This window comes from Methylobacterium sp. BI1, assembly GCF_056680125.1.
Map to the genome: position 1 here is coordinate 2,293,121 of NZ_CM155267.1, position 17,472 is coordinate 2,310,592.

Annotated in this window: 12 protein-coding genes; 7 read left to right on the plus strand and 5 right to left on the minus strand. The window is 71.8% G+C overall.

The features are described 5' to 3' along the window. The first annotated feature begins 9 nt into the window (after positions 1-9). The 3 genes from AC1MGR_RS10630 to AC1MGR_RS10640 are packed head-to-tail and all read left to right on the plus strand — an operon-like array spanning position 10 to position 5,511. Positions 10-2,445, plus strand: coding sequence for a glycoside hydrolase family 2 protein (locus tag AC1MGR_RS10630; RefSeq protein ID WP_480234566.1), 2,436 nt, complete (start codon positions 10-12; stop codon positions 2,443-2,445). Further along, positions 2,435-4,231: an alpha/beta fold hydrolase gene (locus AC1MGR_RS10635; protein WP_480234567.1), complete on the plus strand. Its 1,797-nt coding sequence runs from the start codon at positions 2,435-2,437 to the stop codon at positions 4,229-4,231. Before AC1MGR_RS10630 ends, AC1MGR_RS10635 begins: the two co-directional genes overlap by 11 nt. Further along, positions 4,228-5,511, plus strand: coding sequence for a hypothetical protein (locus AC1MGR_RS10640; protein WP_480234568.1), 1,284 nt, complete (start codon positions 4,228-4,230; stop codon positions 5,509-5,511). The genes AC1MGR_RS10635 and AC1MGR_RS10640 overlap by 4 nt, the downstream gene beginning before the upstream one ends. Before the next feature lie 11 nt (positions 5,512-5,522). Here AC1MGR_RS10640 and AC1MGR_RS10645 read toward each other — a convergent pair whose 3' ends face one another. Together AC1MGR_RS10645 and AC1MGR_RS10650 are read right to left on the minus strand one after the other, a co-directional pair. Beyond that, a complete protein-coding gene (locus AC1MGR_RS10645; protein WP_108038314.1) occupies positions 5,523-5,780 on the minus strand; it encodes a PilZ domain-containing protein in 258 nt (85 codons plus the stop codon). An 83-nt stretch (positions 5,781-5,863) separates the two neighbouring features. Continuing rightward, complete coding sequence (locus tag AC1MGR_RS10650) at positions 5,864-6,106, minus strand: PilZ domain-containing protein (RefSeq protein ID WP_480234569.1); 243 nt, start codon at positions 6,104-6,106, stop codon at positions 5,864-5,866. Between the two features lie 279 nt (positions 6,107-6,385). Here AC1MGR_RS10650 and poxB point away from each other — a divergent pair, with 279 nt between their 5' ends. Next, positions 6,386-8,146, plus strand: a complete 1,761-nt coding sequence (poxB, locus tag AC1MGR_RS10655) for a ubiquinone-dependent pyruvate dehydrogenase (protein WP_480234570.1) — start codon at positions 6,386-6,388, stop codon at positions 8,144-8,146. A gap of 113 nt (positions 8,147-8,259) precedes the next feature. Here the strand turns inward: poxB and AC1MGR_RS10660 are convergent, their stop codons facing one another. Both AC1MGR_RS10660 and AC1MGR_RS10665 read right to left on the minus strand, forming a co-directional pair. Next, positions 8,260-12,648, minus strand: a complete 4,389-nt coding sequence (locus AC1MGR_RS10660) for a beta strand repeat-containing protein (protein ID WP_480234571.1) — start codon at positions 12,646-12,648, stop codon at positions 8,260-8,262. 432 nt (positions 12,649-13,080) lie between these two features. Continuing rightward, entirely contained in the window at positions 13,081-13,785 is a 705-nt protein-coding gene (locus tag AC1MGR_RS10665) for a GntR family transcriptional regulator (protein WP_480234771.1), read from the minus strand. Between the two features lie 158 nt (positions 13,786-13,943). Here AC1MGR_RS10665 and AC1MGR_RS10670 point away from each other — a divergent pair, with 158 nt between their 5' ends. Continuing rightward, positions 13,944-14,921 (plus strand): PfkB family carbohydrate kinase, encoded by a 978-nt coding sequence (locus AC1MGR_RS10670; protein WP_480234572.1) that lies wholly within the window; start codon positions 13,944-13,946, stop codon positions 14,919-14,921. Here AC1MGR_RS10670 and AC1MGR_RS10675 read toward each other — a convergent pair. Continuing rightward, on the minus strand, positions 14,896-15,975 hold the full coding sequence (locus AC1MGR_RS10675) for a helix-turn-helix transcriptional regulator (RefSeq protein WP_480234573.1): 1,080 nt from the start codon (positions 15,973-15,975) through the stop codon (positions 14,896-14,898). The genes AC1MGR_RS10670 and AC1MGR_RS10675 overlap by 26 nt on opposite strands. A 336-nt stretch (positions 15,976-16,311) precedes the next feature. On the opposite strand from AC1MGR_RS10675, the gene AC1MGR_RS10680 reads away from it, so the two are divergent. Together AC1MGR_RS10680 and AC1MGR_RS10685 are read left to right on the plus strand one after the other, a co-directional pair. Next, on the plus strand, positions 16,312-16,515 hold the full coding sequence (locus AC1MGR_RS10680) for a hypothetical protein (RefSeq protein ID WP_108038229.1): 204 nt from the start codon (positions 16,312-16,314) through the stop codon (positions 16,513-16,515). 50 nt (positions 16,516-16,565) lie between these two features. Beyond that, positions 16,566-17,420 (plus strand): LysE family translocator, encoded by an 855-nt coding sequence (locus tag AC1MGR_RS10685; RefSeq protein ID WP_480234574.1) that lies wholly within the window; start codon positions 16,566-16,568, stop codon positions 17,418-17,420. Positions 17,421-17,472 lie beyond the last annotated feature (52 nt).

Below are 17,472 nucleotides of genomic sequence, written 5' to 3' on the forward strand. Positions count from 1 at the left end.
GGGCGGATCATGGCTCGGATCCGGTCCATCGACGGTGTGGCGCCGCTGGCCGTGGACGGCCCCTGGCATCTCGCTCTGACGCCGCCCGGCGCCTGGGCCGGCCCGGGCGACCTGTCGGAAACCGCCGAGTGGATCCCCGCCCCGGTGCCCGGCACCGCGGCCGCGGCCCTGCGAGACGCCGGACGCTGGTCCGAGACGGCGCCGACGCCGATCCATGATCAGGACGTCTGGTACCGGACCCGGCTGACCCGGAGCGGCGCCGTGCGCCTGCGCTTCGAGGGCCTTGCGACCCTCGCCGAGGTGTGGCTCGACGGCGTACCGGTGCTGGTCTCGCGCTCAATGTTCGAAACGTACGCCATCGAGACCGATCTGCGGCCGGGGGCCGAGCTCGCCCTTTGCTTCCGGTCGCTCAAGGCGGAACTCGACCGCCCGTCGAAGCGCGGGCGCTGGCGCCCGCGGATGATCACCCCGGGCTCCCTGCGCCACGTCCGCACGAGCCTCCTCGGCTTCATGCCGGGCTGGTGCCCGGAAATCGACCTCGTCGGCCCTTACCGTCCGGTGACCGTGGAGCCCCTACGCCTCGGCGTGACGGAGGCCGACCTGCGAGCTGCCTATGACGGCGAGACTGGCCAGATCTCCGCACGCCTGCGGGTCGACGGCCATCCCGCATCGGTCACGCTGCATTGCGACGGGCGCGCGGTCACCCTGACGGAATCCGATCCCGGCCACTTCACCGGAACCCTCGCGTTGCCCGGCGTGGCGCCCTGGTGGCCCCATACCCACGGCACGCCCCACCGCCATCCCGTGAGCGTGGAGATCGACGGCACGACGATCGATCTCGGCCGGACGGGTTTTCGAGCCCTGTCACTGGCACGGCCCTTCGCCGAGGGCCTGGCCCTCGCCATCAACGGCGTGCCGATCTTCTGCCGGGGCGCCAACTGGACCCCTTCGGACCTCGTCGGCCTCGGCACCGAGGATTGCGCGGCCCTGGTCGATCTCGCCCGCGAGGCCGGCATGAACATGCTGCGCGTCTCCGGCACCACGCTCTATCCCTCGCCCGCGTTCTACGACCTCTGCGACGCCGCCGGTATCCTCGTCTGGCAGGACCTGATGCTGGCGAATTTCGATTATCCGCACGACGCCGCCGACTTTGCCGCGGCCCTCGCCCGCGAAGTGACAGGCCTCCTCGAGCGAACGCAGCTTTCGCCCTCCCTCGCCGTGCTCTGCGGCGGCAGTGAGGTCTGGCAGCAGGCGGCCATGCTCGGGGCACCAAGGACCGTCTGGGCCGACGCCTTCTGCACCGACACTCTGCCGGAACTGGTCGCGCGGACCCGCCCCGACCTCGTGGTGGTGCCGAACTCGCCCTCCGGGGGTGACCTGCCGTTCTCGCCGCGTGCGGGCTGCACCCACTATTACGGCGTCGGCGCCTATCGCCGCCCCCTGGAGGATGCGCGCCGGGCCGAGGTGGGCTTCGCGAGCGAATGCCTCGCCTTCGCCAACCTGCCCGAACCCGCGAGGCTGGGACCGATGCGGCCCGCCGATCCGCTCTGGACGCGCGGCATCCCCCGCGACCGGGGCGCCGACTGGGACTTCGAGCAGGTACGCGACCACTATGTCGGCCTGCTCTACGGGGTCGATCCCGCCACCCTGCGCACCGACGATCCCGAGCGCTACCTCGAACTCGGCCGCGCCGCCGTAGCCGAGGTGATGGAGGCGACCTTCGCCGAGTGGCGCCGGGCGCGCTCGCCGACCGCCGGCGGCCTCGTCTGGTTCCTCCGCGACCTCGGGCCGGGCACCGGCTGGGGCGTGATCGACTGGAACCAGGCCCCGAAATCCGGCTGGTATGCCCTGAAACGGGCCTTCCGCCCGGTGCAGGTCACCCTGTCGGACGAGGGTCTGAGCGGTCTGTACCTGCATGTCCATAACGAGACCGCCGAGGTCCTGGACCTAAGCCTGGGGCTGACCTTCGCGGACCGCACCGGCAAGGTCGCGGCGCGGGCCGAGCGCGGGATCTCGATCGACCCGCGAGCCTCCCTGACGCTCACCTCCGCCGAGATGCTGGGACGCTTCTTCGATGCCACCGACAGCTACCGCTTCGGCCCTCGCATCCACGACGTCGCGCATGCCCGTCTCACCGATGCCGGCGGCGCGGTCGTCGCCGAGAGCTTCCACTTCCCCGGTACCCGGCCGGTCACCCCCGGGGCGATCGGCCTGCGGGTCGAACCCGTGGCCGGTGCGTCCGTGCCGACCCTGCGCATCGGAACCGACCACCTCGCCCTCGGCGTGAGCGTACGGAGCGCCGCGACGCGGCCCTGCGACAGCGGTTTTCACTTGGCGCCGGGGACCGAGAGGCTGGTCCGCTTCCCAGGGTGCGATCGGCTTCCACAGGGCGCGGTCGCGGCCCTCAACAGCACAGAGAGCGTGAGGTTCGGTCATGACGCGTGAGGTCCGCCCCGAGCACGGGACGCGCGCGGCGCCCGGCTCCGCCCTGCCCGTGACCTTCGACGACCTGTTCGGATGGGTCCACCCCGCCGCGGGCCGGCGCGGCGTTGTCCTGTGCGGCGCCTACGGCTTCGAGCAGATGGCCGCCCATCGTCCCTGGCGCGCCCTGGCGGATCGGATCGCCGAAGCCGGCTGCCCGACCCTGCGGTTCGACTATCCGGGCGAGGGCAATTCCGGCGATCCCGCCGAGGTGCGGGTTTCGACAAACGTCGCGGCGATCCGCCAGGCCATGCGCTTCCTGCGCGAGACCACCGGCGTCACGGAGGTCGCCCTCGTCGGCCTGCGTCTCGGCGCCAACCTGGCCCTGCTGGCGGCCCAGGAGGAGGCGGTCGACCGCCTGATCCTGCTGGCGCCGGCCGTGACCGGACGCGCCTATCTCCGCGAGATGCGGCTTCGCGCCCGGACGGTGGGCGGTGTCGTGGAAGGCGCGGCCCCGAAGGCGGATTCTGACGGCCTGTCGGTCGGAGGGTTTCGCATGGATGCGGACTTCCTGGCCGATGTCGGCGCCCTCGACGCCGCCATGATCGCGCGCGCGCCGGCGCCGCGGACCCTGCTCCTCGCACCGGAGACCCGGACGCTGGCGGGACGCCTGACGGCACTGGGCGGTGTCGTCGAGACAGGGCCGCTCCCGGGACTTCCGCTCCTCGTCGGCGACCCCATCTTCGCCGAGGTCCCGGAAGCGGACTTCGATCGCATCACCGCCTTCGCATCGGACGGCGTCACGCTCACCGGTCCCGCCAAATCCCCGAGCCTCGGCTCGGCGCGTCTCGCCGGTGATGGCTGGTCCGAGGCGCCCGCCCGCTTCCAGCCGGACCTGTTCGGCATCCGCTGTACGCCCCGCCGGCAGGATTCGGCTGCGCCGACGGTGGTGTTCGTCTCCACCGGCATGACTGTGCATTCAGGCTGGGGCCGGCAGAACACGACGCTCGCCCGCAGGCTGGCCGCGGACGGCATTCCATCCTTCCGCTTCGACCTCGCCGGCATCGGTGACAGCAAGAGCCGGTCGGACGGGCGCAAGCCGCCCTACGCACCGGACGGGTTCGCGGATGTGGGCCGGGCCCTCGATCACCTCGCCGAAGTCCGAGGCCCCATCGTCCTCGTGGGCAATTGCAGCGGCGCCCATGCGGCGTTCCAGGCCCTCTGCCGCGACGCGCGGGTCGACGGGGCGCTGCTGATCAACCCCTACTGCTTCGACTGGGACCCGGACCAGGACGTCGATGCCGTGATCCGCCAGACCTTCGGCAGCACCGGCACCTACGCGGCGCTGCTGAAGCGGGGCGCGACTTGGCGGCGGCTCCTGCGCGGCGAGATCCACGTACGGGCGATCGGCGCGACCCTGGCCAGGCGCGGCCTGGAGGCGGCCGGGCGACGGCTGCGGCGCCTGGCGAACCCGATCTCACCCGGCGGCTCGGTCGCCCGGCGGGTGGCGCGACTGCGGCGCCGGGGCGCCGAGATCCGCCTCGTCTACAGCGCCGGCGATCCCGGGCTCGCGGCCCTGCACCGGCATCTCGGTCGCACGCCCGGCCGGGCCGACCGGCGCCTCGGCGCACCGGTGACGATCGTGCCCGATGTCGACCACAACTTCAGCTCGGCTCAGGCGCAAGCCCTGCTCGGGCAGCACCTGCGCGCCCTCCTGCAGGCGGTTCAGGAGGCCCGGGCGTCCCGCGCCGGAGCCCACAGAGCCGTCGAGACCGAGGCACGGGCCACCGGACTGGCGAGCCTGGCGTGAGCGAACTCACCCGCCGGGCGGCCCTGGCCCTGGCGGCGGGGGCCTTCGCACCGCGGGTCGAGGCCGCGCCCGCAGCGGTGCACCGCTGCGAGGACCTGATCGACGCCATCGGCATCAACGTGCATCTCGGCCATGGCGGCTCGCCCTACGTCGCGCGCTTCTCCGAGTGTGCCGCCGCCCTCGACGACCTCGGCGTGCGCCACCTGCGCGACGACATCGTCCTCGTCGGCACCGAGCCGGCCGGGCAGTTCGAGCGGATCGCGACCCTCGCCCGCCGGGGCTACCGCTTCAGCCTGGTCTTCTACGACGGCCTGACCCCTGGTCCTCGCGTGCCACCGGAGCGCTTCGGCGAGATTGCCGACTGGGCCGCGGACGGGCTCGTCATCGTGGAGGGCGGCAACGAGCCGCCGGTGGCGGCGCGGCCGGGCCTTGCCCGCCTGTCAGCGGATCATCAGGCGGCCTTGTTCCGCGCGGTGCGGGACACCCCGCGGCACCGCGCCGTCCAGGTTGCCGGGCCGAGCTACATCCAGGCCAACATCGCCGCCGCGGAGAACCTGTCCGCCTCGGTGGATCTCGCCAACGTCCACGCCTATCCGGGGCTGGAGCATCCCGAAACCCGCGGCGCGGGCAGTCTCGCCGGGTTCCTCGCGGCCGTTCGGCCCGTCTTCGGCAGCGCGCCGGTCCTCGTGACGGAGACCGGCTACCACACCGCCCTGGCCACCCGGAGCGCCCACCTGCCGGTCTCGGAAGCCGTCCGCGCCCGCTACCTGCCGCGCCTCCTCCTGTGGAGCTACCTGCAGGGCGTGCGACGGACCTATCTGTACGAGCTGATCTCGTCCTTCGATGGGGGCGATGCCGATCCGGAGAGCCGGTTCGGCCTGATCGCGCATGACGGCAGGCCGAGCCCGTCCTTCGCCGCCGTCCGGAGCCTGATCCGCCTGTTCGGCGACCGTGCGGAGGACGCGACGGCGTCCCGGGACCGCATCGGGGTCGTGCTGCCGGGTGGCGTGCCCGACCTGGTGGCGGCGTGCTTCCAGCGGGCGGACGGCGCCCTGCTGCTCCCGGTCTGGCTCGGAGTCGACGGATGGGACCGGAACGCCCGGGCGCCGCGCCCGGACGTCGCGCCGCGGCCGGTGGAGTTTCGCCTCTCGAGTCCGCCCCGGCGGGTGCGCCTGCACCGCTTCGGGGACGACGGGGTGGTCAGCGTCACGGCGCTGGCGCCGATGCAGACCCTGACGGTGGCGGCCACCGACCGCCTCGCCGTCCTCGAGATCCGCTAGCCCGCCGGTCCCTAAGGGGCTGGTTCGTCGACGAAATGGACGCCGATCTCACCCGGCTTGCGCCAGGCGACCCGGGCCGGGCGGCGCTCGCCCTGCAGTTCCAGCAGCAGCGTGAAGTGGTCGGGAATGCCGACGACGCTGGCGACCCGGAGGCGGGCGCCGGACGGGGAGCGGTTGCGCAGGGTGCAGTCGATCACGCCGCCGCCCTGCAATGCGATCTTGCCGGCCAGCAACGTGCGGGAGCGGGGCTCGGATCGTCTCTCTTCCATCGGGGGCGCCATGAGGTTGCGGTGGGGCGAAGGTACTGTCCCAGTGGTTACGACCTGGTATCGACGATCCGCGAGGCGGTTCGTCAGCGGAACCGCGCACCGATCATTTCGTCGGTGCGCCAGACGATGTGGCAGACCTTGATGCCGTCCAGCGGTGGCGCTGCGAGCAGGAAGGGGCTCGGCACCCGGGCGGCATCCGGCAGGGTGATCTTGACCCCGCCCAGGGAGAAATCATGAACCAAGCAGGCGATCTCGGTGTGTTCGTCGAGGGCGATGCTGCCGGTTTCATCGGAGAGGATCCGGGGTTCGGCGCGGCGGTCTTGCATGGGACGGATCTCGAAGACGGATCGGACGTCCGAGGCTTCCGCGGACCGCGCCAAGGACCGCCTAACCGGGACGCTCAAATTGCCCGCATCCCCGGAAAAGGCCGGGGACGAGGCAGGCCGGGCGCACGAAAAACGCGCGCGGTATACGCCGAGGGTCGCGACGAGGTCACGCATGCCGCGGAAGCCCCCGGATGACAGCCACGCGTGGGACACAACCCTCGGGTGGAACCGGGGGGTGCGACGTCCGGTTCGGCAGGGGGACAACCGGAGCCGAGCGCCATGAAGATCGTCACCGTCGCGGACCTCATCGTCGACACCCTGGACCAGGCGGGCGTCCAGCGGATCTACGGCATCGTCGGGGACAGCCTGAACGCCCTGACCGAGTCGCTGCGGGCCCGGGGCACCATCGACTGGGTCCATGTCCGCCACGAGGAGGTGGCGGCCTTCGCGGCCGGGGCCGACAGCCAGCTCTCGGGCAAGCTCGCGGTCTGCGCCGGGTCCTGTGGGCCGGGCCACGTCCACCTCATCAACGGCCTCTACGATTGCCACCGGACCCGCACCCCGGTGCTGGCCATCGCGGCCCATATTCCCTCGTCCGAGATCGGCTCGGGCTATTTCCAGGAGACGCATCCGGGCGAGCTGTTCCGCGAGTGCAGCCACTACTGCGAGATGGTGGGCGACGCCTCCCAGCTGCCGCAGGTGCTGGAGAACGCCATGCGGGCGGCGATCGGCCTCTCCGGGGTCGCCGTGGTGATCATCCCGGGCGACGTCGCCCTGATGGACGCGCCGACCCGCGGCGTCGCCCCCAATGCGGGGCTGATCCCGCCGAAGCCGGTGGTGCGCCCGGCCGAGGCCGACCTCACCGCGCTCGCCGAGCTCCTGAACGGCTCGGAGCGGATCACCCTGCTGTGCGGGCGCGGCTGCGCGGGGGCCCATGCCGAGCTGCTGCAGCTCGCCGAGGCCCTGAAGAGTCCGATCGTGCACGCGCTCGGCGGCAAGGACGTGGTCGAGTACGACAACCCCTACGACGTCGGCATGACCGGGCTGATCGGCTTCTCCTCCGGTTACGCCGCGATGATGTCCTGCGACACGCTGCTGATGCTCGGCACCGACTTCCCCTACCGGCAGTTCTACCCGCAGGACGCGAAGATCGCGCAGGTCGACATCCGCCCGGGCCAGCTCGGGCGCCGCTGCAAGCTCGACCTCGGCCTCGTCGGCCACGTGGACGACACGATCCGGGCCCTGCTGCCGAAGCTGACGGTCAAGACCGGGCGCAAGCACCTCGACGCCGCCCTGAAGCACTACGCCAAGGCGCGGGAGGACCTCGACGACCTCGCCACCGGCACGCCGGCCAAGAGCTGGTTCGGCCTGACATCCGGCCGGCAGCCGATCCACCCGCAATACCTGACCAAGCTCGTCAGCGAGGCGGCCGATGCCGACGCGGTGTTCACGGCCGATGTCGGCACCCCCACGATCTGGGCGGCGCGCTACCTCAAGATGAACGGCCGGCGCCGGCTGATCGGCTCCTGGGTGCACGGCTCGATGGCCAACGCCATGGCGCAGGGCATCGGCGCGCAATCGGCCTATCCCGACCGGCAGGTGGTGTCGCTCTCCGGCGACGGCGGCTTCACCATGCTGATGGGCGACCTCCTCACCCTGCGCCAGCAGGGGCTGCCCCTGAAGATCGTGGTCTACAACAACGGCACCCTCGGCTTCGTCGAGCTCGAGATGAAGGCCGCCGGCTACATCGAGACCGGCGTCTCCCTCGACAACCCGGACTTCGCCGCCATGGCCCGCGGCGCCGGCATCCATGCCGTCCGCGTCGAGGACCCGGCCGAGCTGGAGGCGGCCGTGCGCGCGGTGATGGCCCATCCGGGCCCGGCCCTCCTCGACTGCGTGGTCGCCCGCCAGGAACTCTCGATGCCCCCGAAGATCGACGGCAAGCAGGTGAAGGGCTTCAGCCTCTACGTCCTGCGGGCGGTAATGAGCGGCCGCGGGGATTCAGTGCTCGACCTGGCGAAGACGAACCTTTTGCGCTGAGGCCCGGGATCGCTCGGCAGCCGCCCCCCAATAGAAGCGGGCCGCTTCGGCGGCCCGCCCCGGTTGGAAAAGGGCCGTTGCGGCGGCCGGGGTGTCCCGGCCGCCCGAGGCCGTCAGCCGAGGGGGGACCGGCCCTCGACGGCGCCGAACTGCAGGTAGTGCAGCATCGGGTCGATCTGCTCGGCCCGGACGTCCGGGTTGGCCGCCTCGTAGGCGTTGGTGTGGAAGCTGGCGGAGGGATCCCGGCCTTCCTTCCAGCCGAAGGTGTGGTAGTGCGCCAGGGGATCCATGTTGGCCGCGGCGACGTCCTGGTAGGCGTCCAGGTAGGCCTGGGTGTCGAAGACCGCATTCGGGTTGCGGCCCTCGTGCCAGCCGTTGGTCTCGTAGTGCTGGTACGCGAAGGCGTAGCTGTCCCCGCCGGCCTTGAGCGCCGCCTGGGCGACGTCGCGGTTGGACAAGAGGTAGTATTCCGCATCGAAGCCCGGATGCGCGTTCAGGTCGGTGGCGCGCCCCACCGCGTCGTAGATCTCGCGCCCCTCGGCCTGGCCGTAAGCGAGGTAATGGGCCAGGGGATTCATGCCCGCCGCCTTCACGTCGAGGTTCCGGGCGAGGTAGAGTTCGTTGTCGAAGCCGGCCGACGGATCGCGGCCCTCTTTCCAGCCGTTGGTCTCGTACTGCGTCAGGGGGTTCACCTTGGCGGCCGCGACGTCCGGATTGGCCGCCAGGTAACCCGTCGTCGAAAATTCGGCGTTCGGATCGCGGCCCTCCTGCCAGCCGAACCGGGCGTAGTGCGTGTCGGCATCCATGCCGTCCCGCCAGACGTCCTTGTTGCTGCCATAGTAGAACAGGTCGTCGACCAGCGGGCTTCCGTCTTTCTCGACGATGGTCCCATCGGTGAACGTGATCTGGTCGATCCCCGTGACGTCGTGGGACAGCCCGTTCGGATCGATGACGAACGACCGCCCCTGCTCGATCCGGACCTGCGAGGCGTCGAAGGCGAAGGCGAACGTGACCCCGTCGCGCGAGCCCACATCCACGATCGCCCCGAGCGCCTGGGACGCGAGGCCCGGATGGTCCGCGCCGTCGGTGTAGGTCGCAGCGATGGTGAGCGATTTGCCGCCATCCTGATAGCCGGGCGTATAGACGCCGGTGTTGTTCGTCTCGACGACGATCCCGTCGAGCTTGAAGTCGTAGGCGACGCTGCCGGCCGCCGGGTCGCCGTCCGGATCCGTCACCCGGGCGGTGAGCATCTGTCCCTCGACGGCCTTGCCATCGCTGAGGCCGGTCAGGACCAGGCTGCCGTCCCGGTCCCCGTCCGCCACGCTGCCGCCGGCGGCCGCGACGATGTCCGCGTGGCCCTGGGCATCGGTGTAGCTCGCGACCACCGAGAGCGCCTTGCCGGCATTCCCGAAGCCGAGCGTGTACTGGCCGGACGTGTTGGTCTCCACCGTGCTGCCGTCGAGCTGGAAGGCGTAGCTGACGCCCCCCGGTGCCGGGACCCCGTCCGGGTCCGACAGGCTGGCGCTGACGGTCTGGCCCTCCACCACCAGGCCGGACAGGAGCAGGCTGCCGGCGCGGTCCACGTCCGTGACGGTGCCACCCGCGGCGGAGACGATGTCCGCATGGCCCTGGGCATCGGTGTAGCTCGCGACCACCGAGAGCGCCTTGCCGGCATTCCCGAAGCCGAGCGTGTACTGGCCGGACGTGTTGGTCTCCACCGTGCTGCCGTCGAGCTGGAAGGCGTAGCTCACGCCGCCGGCTGCCGGGACCCCGTCCGGGTCCGACAGGCTGGCGCTGACGGTCTGGCCCTCCACCACCAGGCCGGACAGGAGCAGGCTGCCGGCGCGGTCCACGTCCGTGACGGTGCCACCCGCGGCGGAGACGATGTCCGCATGGCCCTGGGCATCGCTGTAGCTCGCGACCACCGCGAGCGCCTTGCCGCCGTCGGCGTAGCCGAGGGTGAACTGGCCGGAGGTGTTGGTCTCGACCGTGCTGCCGTCGAGCTGGAAGGCGTAGCTCACGCCGCCGGCTGCCGGGACCCCGTCCGGGTCGGACAGGCTGGCGCTGACGGTCTGGCCCTCCGCTACTAGACCGGAAAGCAAGACGCTGCCGGCGCGGTCCACGTCCGCCACGCTGCCGCCGGCGGCCGAGGCACTGTCGGCGTGCCCCTGGGCATCGGTGTAGGTCGCGACCACCGCGAGCGCCTTGCCGCCGTCGGCGTAGCCGAGGGTGAACTGGCCGGAGGTGTTCGTCTCGACGGTCGCGCCGTCGAGCTGGAAGGCGTAGCTGACGCCCCCCGGTGCCGGGACCCCGTCCGGGTCCGACAGGCTGGCGCTGACGGTCTGGCCTTCCGCCACCACGCCCGAAAGCAGGACGCTGCCGGCCCGGTCCACGTCCGTGACCGTGCCGCCGACGGCCGTGACGATGTCGGTATGGCCCTGGCCATCGGTGTAGCTCGCGACCACGGCCAGGACCTTGCCGGCATCGGCGTAGCCGAGGGTGTACTGGCCGGAGGTGTTCGTCTCGACCGTGCTGCCGTCGAGCTTGAAGGCGTAGCTCACCCCACCCGGTGCCGGAACCCCGTCCGGGTCCGACAGGCTGGCGCTGACGGTCTCGCCCTCCGCCACCGAGCCCAGCAGGAGCAGGCTGCCGGCCCGGTTCGCATCCGCCACGCTCCCGCCGGCGGCCGAGGCACTGTCGGCGTGTCCCTGGGCATCGGTGTAGGTCGCGACCACCGAGAGGGCCTTGCCGGCGTCGCCGAAGCCGAGGGTGTACTGGCCGGAGGTGTTGGTCTCCACCGTGCTGCCGTCGAGCTGGAAGGCGTAGCTGACGCCGCCGGCTGCCGGGACCCCGTCCGGGTCGGACAGGCTGGCGCTGACGGTCTCGCCCTCCGCCACCGAGCCCAGCAGGAGCAGGCTGCCGGCCCGGTCCACGTCCGTGACGGTGCCGCCGACGGCCGAGGCACTGTCGGCATGCCCCTGCGCATCGGTGTAGCTCGCGACCACCGAGAGCACCTTGCCGCCGTCGGCATAGCCGAGGGTGTACTGGCCGGAGGTGTTGGTCTCGATGGTATTGCCGTCGAGCTGGAAGGCGTAGCTGACGTTCCCGGCTGCCGGGACCCCGTCCGGGTCGGACAGGCTGGCGCTGACGGTCTGGCCCTCCACCATCGCGCCCGACAGGATCAGGCTGCCGGCGCGATTCACCTCCGCCACGCTGCCGCCGACGGCCGCGGCACTGTCGGCATGGCCCTGCGCATCGGTGTAGCTCGCGACCACGGAGAGCGCCTTGCCACCATCGTCGTAGCCGAGCGTGAATTGCCCCGAGGTGTTGGTCTCGACCGTGCTGCCGTCGAGCTTGAAGGCGTAGCTGACCCCGCCGGCTGCCGGGACCCCATCGGGATCGGACAGGCTGGCGCTGACGGTCTGGCCCTCCGCCACCGCGCCCGACAGGAGCAGGCTGCCGGCCCGGTCCACGTCCGTGACCGTGCCGCCGACGGCCGACGCACTGTCGGTGTGTCCCTGGGCATCGGTGTAGCTCGCGACCACCGAGAGCGCCTTGCCGGCATCGGCGTAGCCGAGGGTGAACTGGCCGGAGGTGTTGGTCTCGACCGTGCTGCCATTGAGCTGGAAGGCGTAGCTGACCCCGCCGGCTGCCGGGACCCCATCGGGATCGGACAGGCTGGCGCTGACGGTCTGGCCCTCCGCCACCGCGCCGGACAGGGTCGGGCTCCCGGCCTGGTCCACGTCCGTGACCGTGCCGGCCGAGGCCGATGCCGAGTCGGCGTGCCCCAGGGCGTCGGTGTAGGTGACCGTGACGGCGATGATCTTGCCGCTGTCCGTGTAGGTCGGCGTGTAGGTGTTGGACGCGGTCGCCTGCAGCACCTGATTCGCGACGATATCCAGGAAGGTGTAGATCGGCGTCCCACCGGGCGCGAGGCCATCGGGATCGCTGAGGGTCGCCACGATGGGCGTGCCTTCGGCCGCATCGCCGTTGGTCAGCCCGGACAGCGTCAGGTCTCCGGGCTGATTGGTCTCGGCGATCGTGTAGGGGCCTGCCGCGTAATCGTCGGGAATGAAGATCGTGTTGTTGACGTCCGCGAGGACGTTCAGGCTGATCGGCCCACCGATCTGCGCGGTCGGAAGGCTGAATTCCAGCACCGAGTGATCGGCATTGTAGGCGTAGGTCAGGGGTGTGCCCGAGACGAGGTTCTGCCCATCGGCACCCGTATAGAGATAGGGTTTCCCGTCCAACGCGATGTTGATGTTGTAGTCGTAGCCGCCGTAGAGGCCGAAGATCGTGTATCCGGTCGCGGCGCTGGCATCGGTGTCGAGCCAGAGCGTGGTGTAGGTCCCGATCGCGGTCCCGGCGGGCGCCGTGAAGGCGAAGCTCGCCACCCCGCCCTCGATGTGGCCGTAGAGGCCGTAATCCGTTGGCCCGCTGCCGATGGGATTCAGACGGTCGGAAGGCGCCCATTCCCCGAGATTACCGTCAATCGCAATCATGGCGTCCCTGCCTCCCTACGACAGAAAAGATACGAACAACGACGACCACAGCTTCTCTATCGACGCGAACAGAGTCCGATGCACGCTTCAGCGGAGCCAGATGAGTGGCAGTAAAGACCAGGGTGCGAGAACAACCATTCGCGACTAGACGATAAAGCTGCCGTTTTTTCGTTCAATTTTACGTACCGCAGCGGGACAACGAGGAAAATCAAACCTTTGGTTCTTTGAATAACGAAAAATGATTAGAGGCTTCGGGCGAGCTCTGGCGGATGATCGACGCCTCGGCGGTGCGGACGCGGCGCACCCGCCATCGCCCGCGCGGCCCACCGCGTCCGGTGGATCGCCTCGGTCAAGTCCGGCGGATCGGGGCTCGGCTCCAGCGCCGCGCGGGCGTGCCGCTCCGGGCACGGCCTCTGTGGCGCGGGCCCCGGATCAGGTGCTGAGGTTCAGGCGGTAGCGGTAGGCATCGCCGCGGAACAGGCCCTCGACATACTCGATCATCACCGAGTCGCGGTTGTAGCTGTGGCGCTTGATCAGCAGGCAGGGGAGGGGCTCGGCGAAAGCGAAGATCTCGCATTCGGCCGGGGTCGGCATCGTCGCCTCGACGGTCTGTTCGCAGCGCACGAGGCGGCCGCCCGGGTGCTCGGCCAGGAAGGCGTAGACCGAGCCGGAGAGGTCGCCGGTCTCCAGGGTGGGCACGGCCCGGATGTTGTACCAGGCCACCTCCCGGGACATCGGCACGCCGTCGCCGGAGCGCACGCGGGTCAGGCGCAGGAACGGGGCCGTGGAGGGCAGGCCGAAGATCGAGGCGATCGAGCGGTCCTCGGTGACCACCCGCTCCAGGATGCGGGAGGAGGGGATCTTGCCCAGTTCCCGCATCTCCTCGGTGAAGCCCTTGAGGCGGTCCATGCCCGGGCGCACCGGCTCGGGGCGATGGCGCACGAGGAAGCCGGAGCGCCCGCGGGGGACGAGCAGCTCCTCGTCGCTGAGCTCGGCATAGGCGCGCTGGACCGTGACGCGGCTGACGCCGAGGCTGTCGGCCAGTTGCCGTTCGGCCGGCAGGATGACGCCCGGCGGCAGGGAGCCCGACAGGATCAGCTCGCGCAGCTGGCCCTCGATCTGCCGGTAGAGCGGCATCGCGGTGTCGGCGCGCAGCCGCAGGAGGGACAGCACCGAGGGGCGGTCACCGGCCGCGAGATCCGGCGCCACATCGCCGTGTATCGTCCGATTTCTGGGGCGCACGTCCGACCGACCTCCGGTACTGATGCTTATATCGGATCGGGCCGGGGTGCTCCATGCGGGTCTTCGTCATCGGCAGCTTCGTGATCGCCTGCTCGGTCAAGGTCGCGCGACTGCCGCGGGCGGGCGAATCCCTCGACGGCTCGGCCTTCCTGGCCGAGCCCGGCGGCAAGGGCTTCAACCTCGCGCTGGCCGCGCACAGGCTCGGCGTCGCGGTGGACGGGCTCTTCGCCGTCGGCGAGGACGTGTTCTCCCCGGTGGTCCGCTCGACCTTCGCGCAGGTGGGATTTCCCGACACCATGCTGGTGCCGCATGCGGGCTCGACCGGGGCCGGGGTCGCCTTCGTCGATCCGGCCGGCGAGAACTGCCTCGCGGTCTGCCTCGGGGCCAACCTCGCCCTGACGGCGGCGGATGTCCGGGCCGCCGCCGACCGCGTCGCGGCCGCCGACCTCGTGGCGGCGACCTTCGAATCCCCCGACGCCCCCATCCGCGAGGCCTTCGCCCTGGCCCGGGCGCGGGGCCTGCCCACTCTCCTCAACCCGTCGCCGATGCGCCCCCTCGACCCGGCGATCCTGGCCGATACCACCCTCCTGGTCGTCAACGGGATCGAGGCGGCCGCGCTCGGCCTCGGACCGGCCGAATCCCTGGCCGAGGCGGTGAGCCCGACGCCCGCCATCGCCGCTCTCCTCGACGGGGGCCTCGCGTGCCTCGTGGTGACCCTGGGGGAGCGCGGCGCGATCGCGTTCCGCCCCGGCCTGCCGCCCCTGCGCCAGCCGGCCTTCCCGGTGGCGGCCATCGACACGGTGGGGGCCGGGGATGCCTTCGCGGCCGGCCTGATGGCGGCCCTGCTGGCGAAGGCCCCCCTCGACGCCGCCCTGCGGCGGGCGGCAGCCTGCGGGGCGCTCGCCACCGCTCGGTTCGGCGCCTTCGACGCCTTCCCGACCGCCGCCGCCCTGGAGGCCTTCCTGGCCGGTGCCGGGGCGGATTCCGCCACCCGCGACGCCGACCTCAGCACGGGGCCGTCTGGCCGCTGAACAGCGAGAGCGAGGCGACGATGCTGAGGAGTTCCGCCTGCCGCTTCGTGCCGGTCTTGTTGAAGATCGAGGTGAGCTGGGTCCGCACCGTGCTGGTCTGGACGCCGACGCTCTCAGCATAGCTCTGCAGGCGCAGGCCCCCGGCCAGGGCTTGGAGCAGGCGCGCCTCCGCCGGGGTCAGGTCGAACAGCAGGTGGAGGAGCCCGTCATCCGGCGCCGCCCGGACCCCCACCTCCACCAGGATGAGGAGCACCGCCGAGGCGTCGAAGACGTCGCCGGGGTGCCGGTCGAAGCGCAGGACATGGGCGATGTGGGCGCGGTGGTCGGAATAGCTGCGCACCGGCATGGTCTGGGCCGCGCGCCGGCCGGCGACCACGTTGGCGATCGCGTCCTGCAGGAGCTTGCTGTTGGCCAGGCTCTTGAACAGGAGGCCGCCATGCTGGCCCGAGGGCAGGACCTCGTCCCGCTCCTGCAGCCGGGCGTTCATGGTCAGGACCCGCCCCGAGGCCGACAGGACCGCGGCGGGCAGCCCGATCCGGTTGAGGGCCGTGGTGGTGGTGCGGGCGCGCTCGGAGCCGAACTGCGCCCCGAGCTGGCAGGCGCGGACGAGGTGCGGCCGCAGGGCGTCGAGGCGCGGCAGGAGGCCGGCCTCGTGCGGACCGGCCTCGGCCCGGCGCTCGGCCGTGACGATCGCCACGTCGCCGGTGGGGAGGGGGATCGTCGTTCCCACCTGCCAGAACGGCTCGTCGACCCGGCAGGACCGGCCGTCGTAGGAGCCCGGCAGCAGGTCGACGTCGCGGACGAAGCTGCCATGGGCGAGGGCGCGCCACTGCGCCGTGCGCCCGCTGCCGCGCCAGGAGGCGGCGTCCGTGTGATGCCGCAGGCGGCGCTCGAGGGCCGGGGAGGCGATCCAGCGCGGCATCCCGGCGGGCGGCAGGACCATGAGCACGCCGCCATCCGATTGGGCCGTCTCTCCCAAGCATTGGAGAACGTCCGGCCAGAGTTCCGGCGTACCGGCCGCCTCGTAGATCCGGTCAATGAAAGCTTCCCGCACCGGCCCGCCCCACTGATGACGTATCTGAGCTCGATAAGACCAATATCAGTCCAAAACCGGCGGCGGTATCCTCCGAATGGGGGATGTCGCGGCCCCATCCCGGATCTGGGGATGGCGGCAGGCCGCCTCGACGCCGGATCGACGGCGCGGCGCGCGGTCTCCGGCCGCCGCGGCGGAAGCCGGCAAGCCCCTGGCCCCACGATCCTTTCTCGCCCGGACCCGGGCGCCGCCCGGCGTCGGCGGCGCCCGGAACGCCCGCGCCCGCGTCCTCCGCCGGACGGCGGATGTTCGCCCTCCGGGCCGGCATAGACTGTCCGCGTTTCGAAGGATCCCCCCATGAAGACTGTGTACGCCAGTTTCATCATCGTCCTGTCCTGCACCGTGACGCGGGCCGACGAACTGAACGACTTGCCCGATCTCGCCTGCGCCCAGGCCTCCTCGGCCCTGGAGCGCGTGCAGATCGGGTGCCCCGAGGCGAGCCTCGCGACGGTCGAGCCGCGGGCGGACCTCCTCCCCCTCGACCGCGCGGAGGACGATTAGGCGCGCCGCGCGGTCGCCGTGACCGTCCGGCGACGGGTGAGTCGGGCGCCATGAGCGTCATCGCCACGGCCCTGCTGAGCGGCGCGAGCCTCGGCCTGTCCATCGCCGCCCCCATCGGCCCGACCAGCCTGCTCTGCATTCAGCGGACCCTCGCGGGCGGCCTGCCCACCGGCCTCGCCACGGGGCTCGGCGTCGCGACGGTCCACCTGACCTACGGAACCCTGGCGGCCCGCTGGGGCGCCGGCCTCGCCGCGGCCGCGTCGAACGCGGCTCTGCCCGCCCTCGTCTCGGGGGCGGTGCTGCTGGCGGTCGCCATCCGGGTCCTGCGCAGCGTCGCGGTGCTGCACGGGCCGGGCGGCGGGCGCCGCACCCTGGCGGCCAGCTACGGCAGCGCCGTCGGCCTGGCCCTGGCGAACCCGATCACCCCCGTCCTGTTCCTGGCCGCCGTGCCGGCCCTGCTGGCCCAGGCCACGGCGCCGCTTCCCCTCCTGGCGGCCGGCGTCTTCCTCGGGTCGTTCGGCTGGTGGATCCTCCTCAACACGGCGGTGGCCCTGTTCCGGGGCTGGGTGACCAGCCGCATTCTCAACCGGATGAACCGGGCCGCGGGCCTCCTCCTCGCCGTCCTGGCCCTCGGCCTCCTGGCCAAGGGCGTCGCCGGCGGCTTGGCCAGCGATTCGGCCGGCAGATCGGCCGGCAGCCCGGAGCGGACAGCGCCCTGCGGCATGGCGCCCGGGCGCGCCGCCGGTCCGCTTCCGTCCCTCGGCCGAGCGGCACCGACGACGAGCCCCGCGGGTCATCGGCCGTCCCGCATCCCGGAGGGACGGGACGACGCAAGCCGGCCCGGCGATGTCGATCCGCGCCCATCGGCCGGACCACCCCCGCACGGGGCGGGCGCGGTTTGTTAAGCGCCTCCGGCCTTGCTGGCCCGCACGGGGCGGGCGCAGTTTGTTAAGCGCC

What these genes read in the sequence shown, in the direction of transcription:
- AC1MGR_RS10635 (WP_480234567.1), top strand. Translation starts at nt 2,435, where the DNA reads ATGACGCGTGAGGTCCGCCCCGAGCACGGGACGCGCGCGGCGCCCGGC.
- AC1MGR_RS10670 (WP_480234572.1), top strand. Translation starts at nt 13,944, where the DNA reads ATGCGGGTCTTCGTCATCGGCAGCTTCGTGATCGCCTGCTCGGTCAAG.
- AC1MGR_RS10680 (WP_108038229.1), top strand. Translation starts at nt 16,312, where the DNA reads ATGAAGACTGTGTACGCCAGTTTCATCATCGTCCTGTCCTGCACCGTG.
- AC1MGR_RS10645 (WP_108038314.1), bottom strand. Translation starts at nt 5,780, where the DNA reads ATGGAAGAGAGACGATCCGAGCCCCGCTCCCGCACGTTGCTGGCCGGC.
- AC1MGR_RS10685 (WP_480234574.1), top strand. Translation starts at nt 16,566, where the DNA reads ATGAGCGTCATCGCCACGGCCCTGCTGAGCGGCGCGAGCCTCGGCCTG.
- AC1MGR_RS10660 (WP_480234571.1), bottom strand. Translation starts at nt 12,648, where the DNA reads ATGATTGCGATTGACGGTAATCTCGGGGAATGGGCGCCTTCCGACCGT.
- AC1MGR_RS10630 (WP_480234566.1), top strand. Translation starts at nt 10, where the DNA reads ATGGCTCGGATCCGGTCCATCGACGGTGTGGCGCCGCTGGCCGTGGAC.
- poxB (WP_480234570.1), top strand. Translation starts at nt 6,386, where the DNA reads ATGAAGATCGTCACCGTCGCGGACCTCATCGTCGACACCCTGGACCAG.
- AC1MGR_RS10665 (WP_480234771.1), bottom strand. Translation starts at nt 13,785, where the DNA reads ATGCCGCTCTACCGGCAGATCGAGGGCCAGCTGCGCGAGCTGATCCTG.
- AC1MGR_RS10650 (WP_480234569.1), bottom strand. Translation starts at nt 6,106, where the DNA reads ATGCAAGACCGCCGCGCCGAACCCCGGATCCTCTCCGATGAAACCGGC.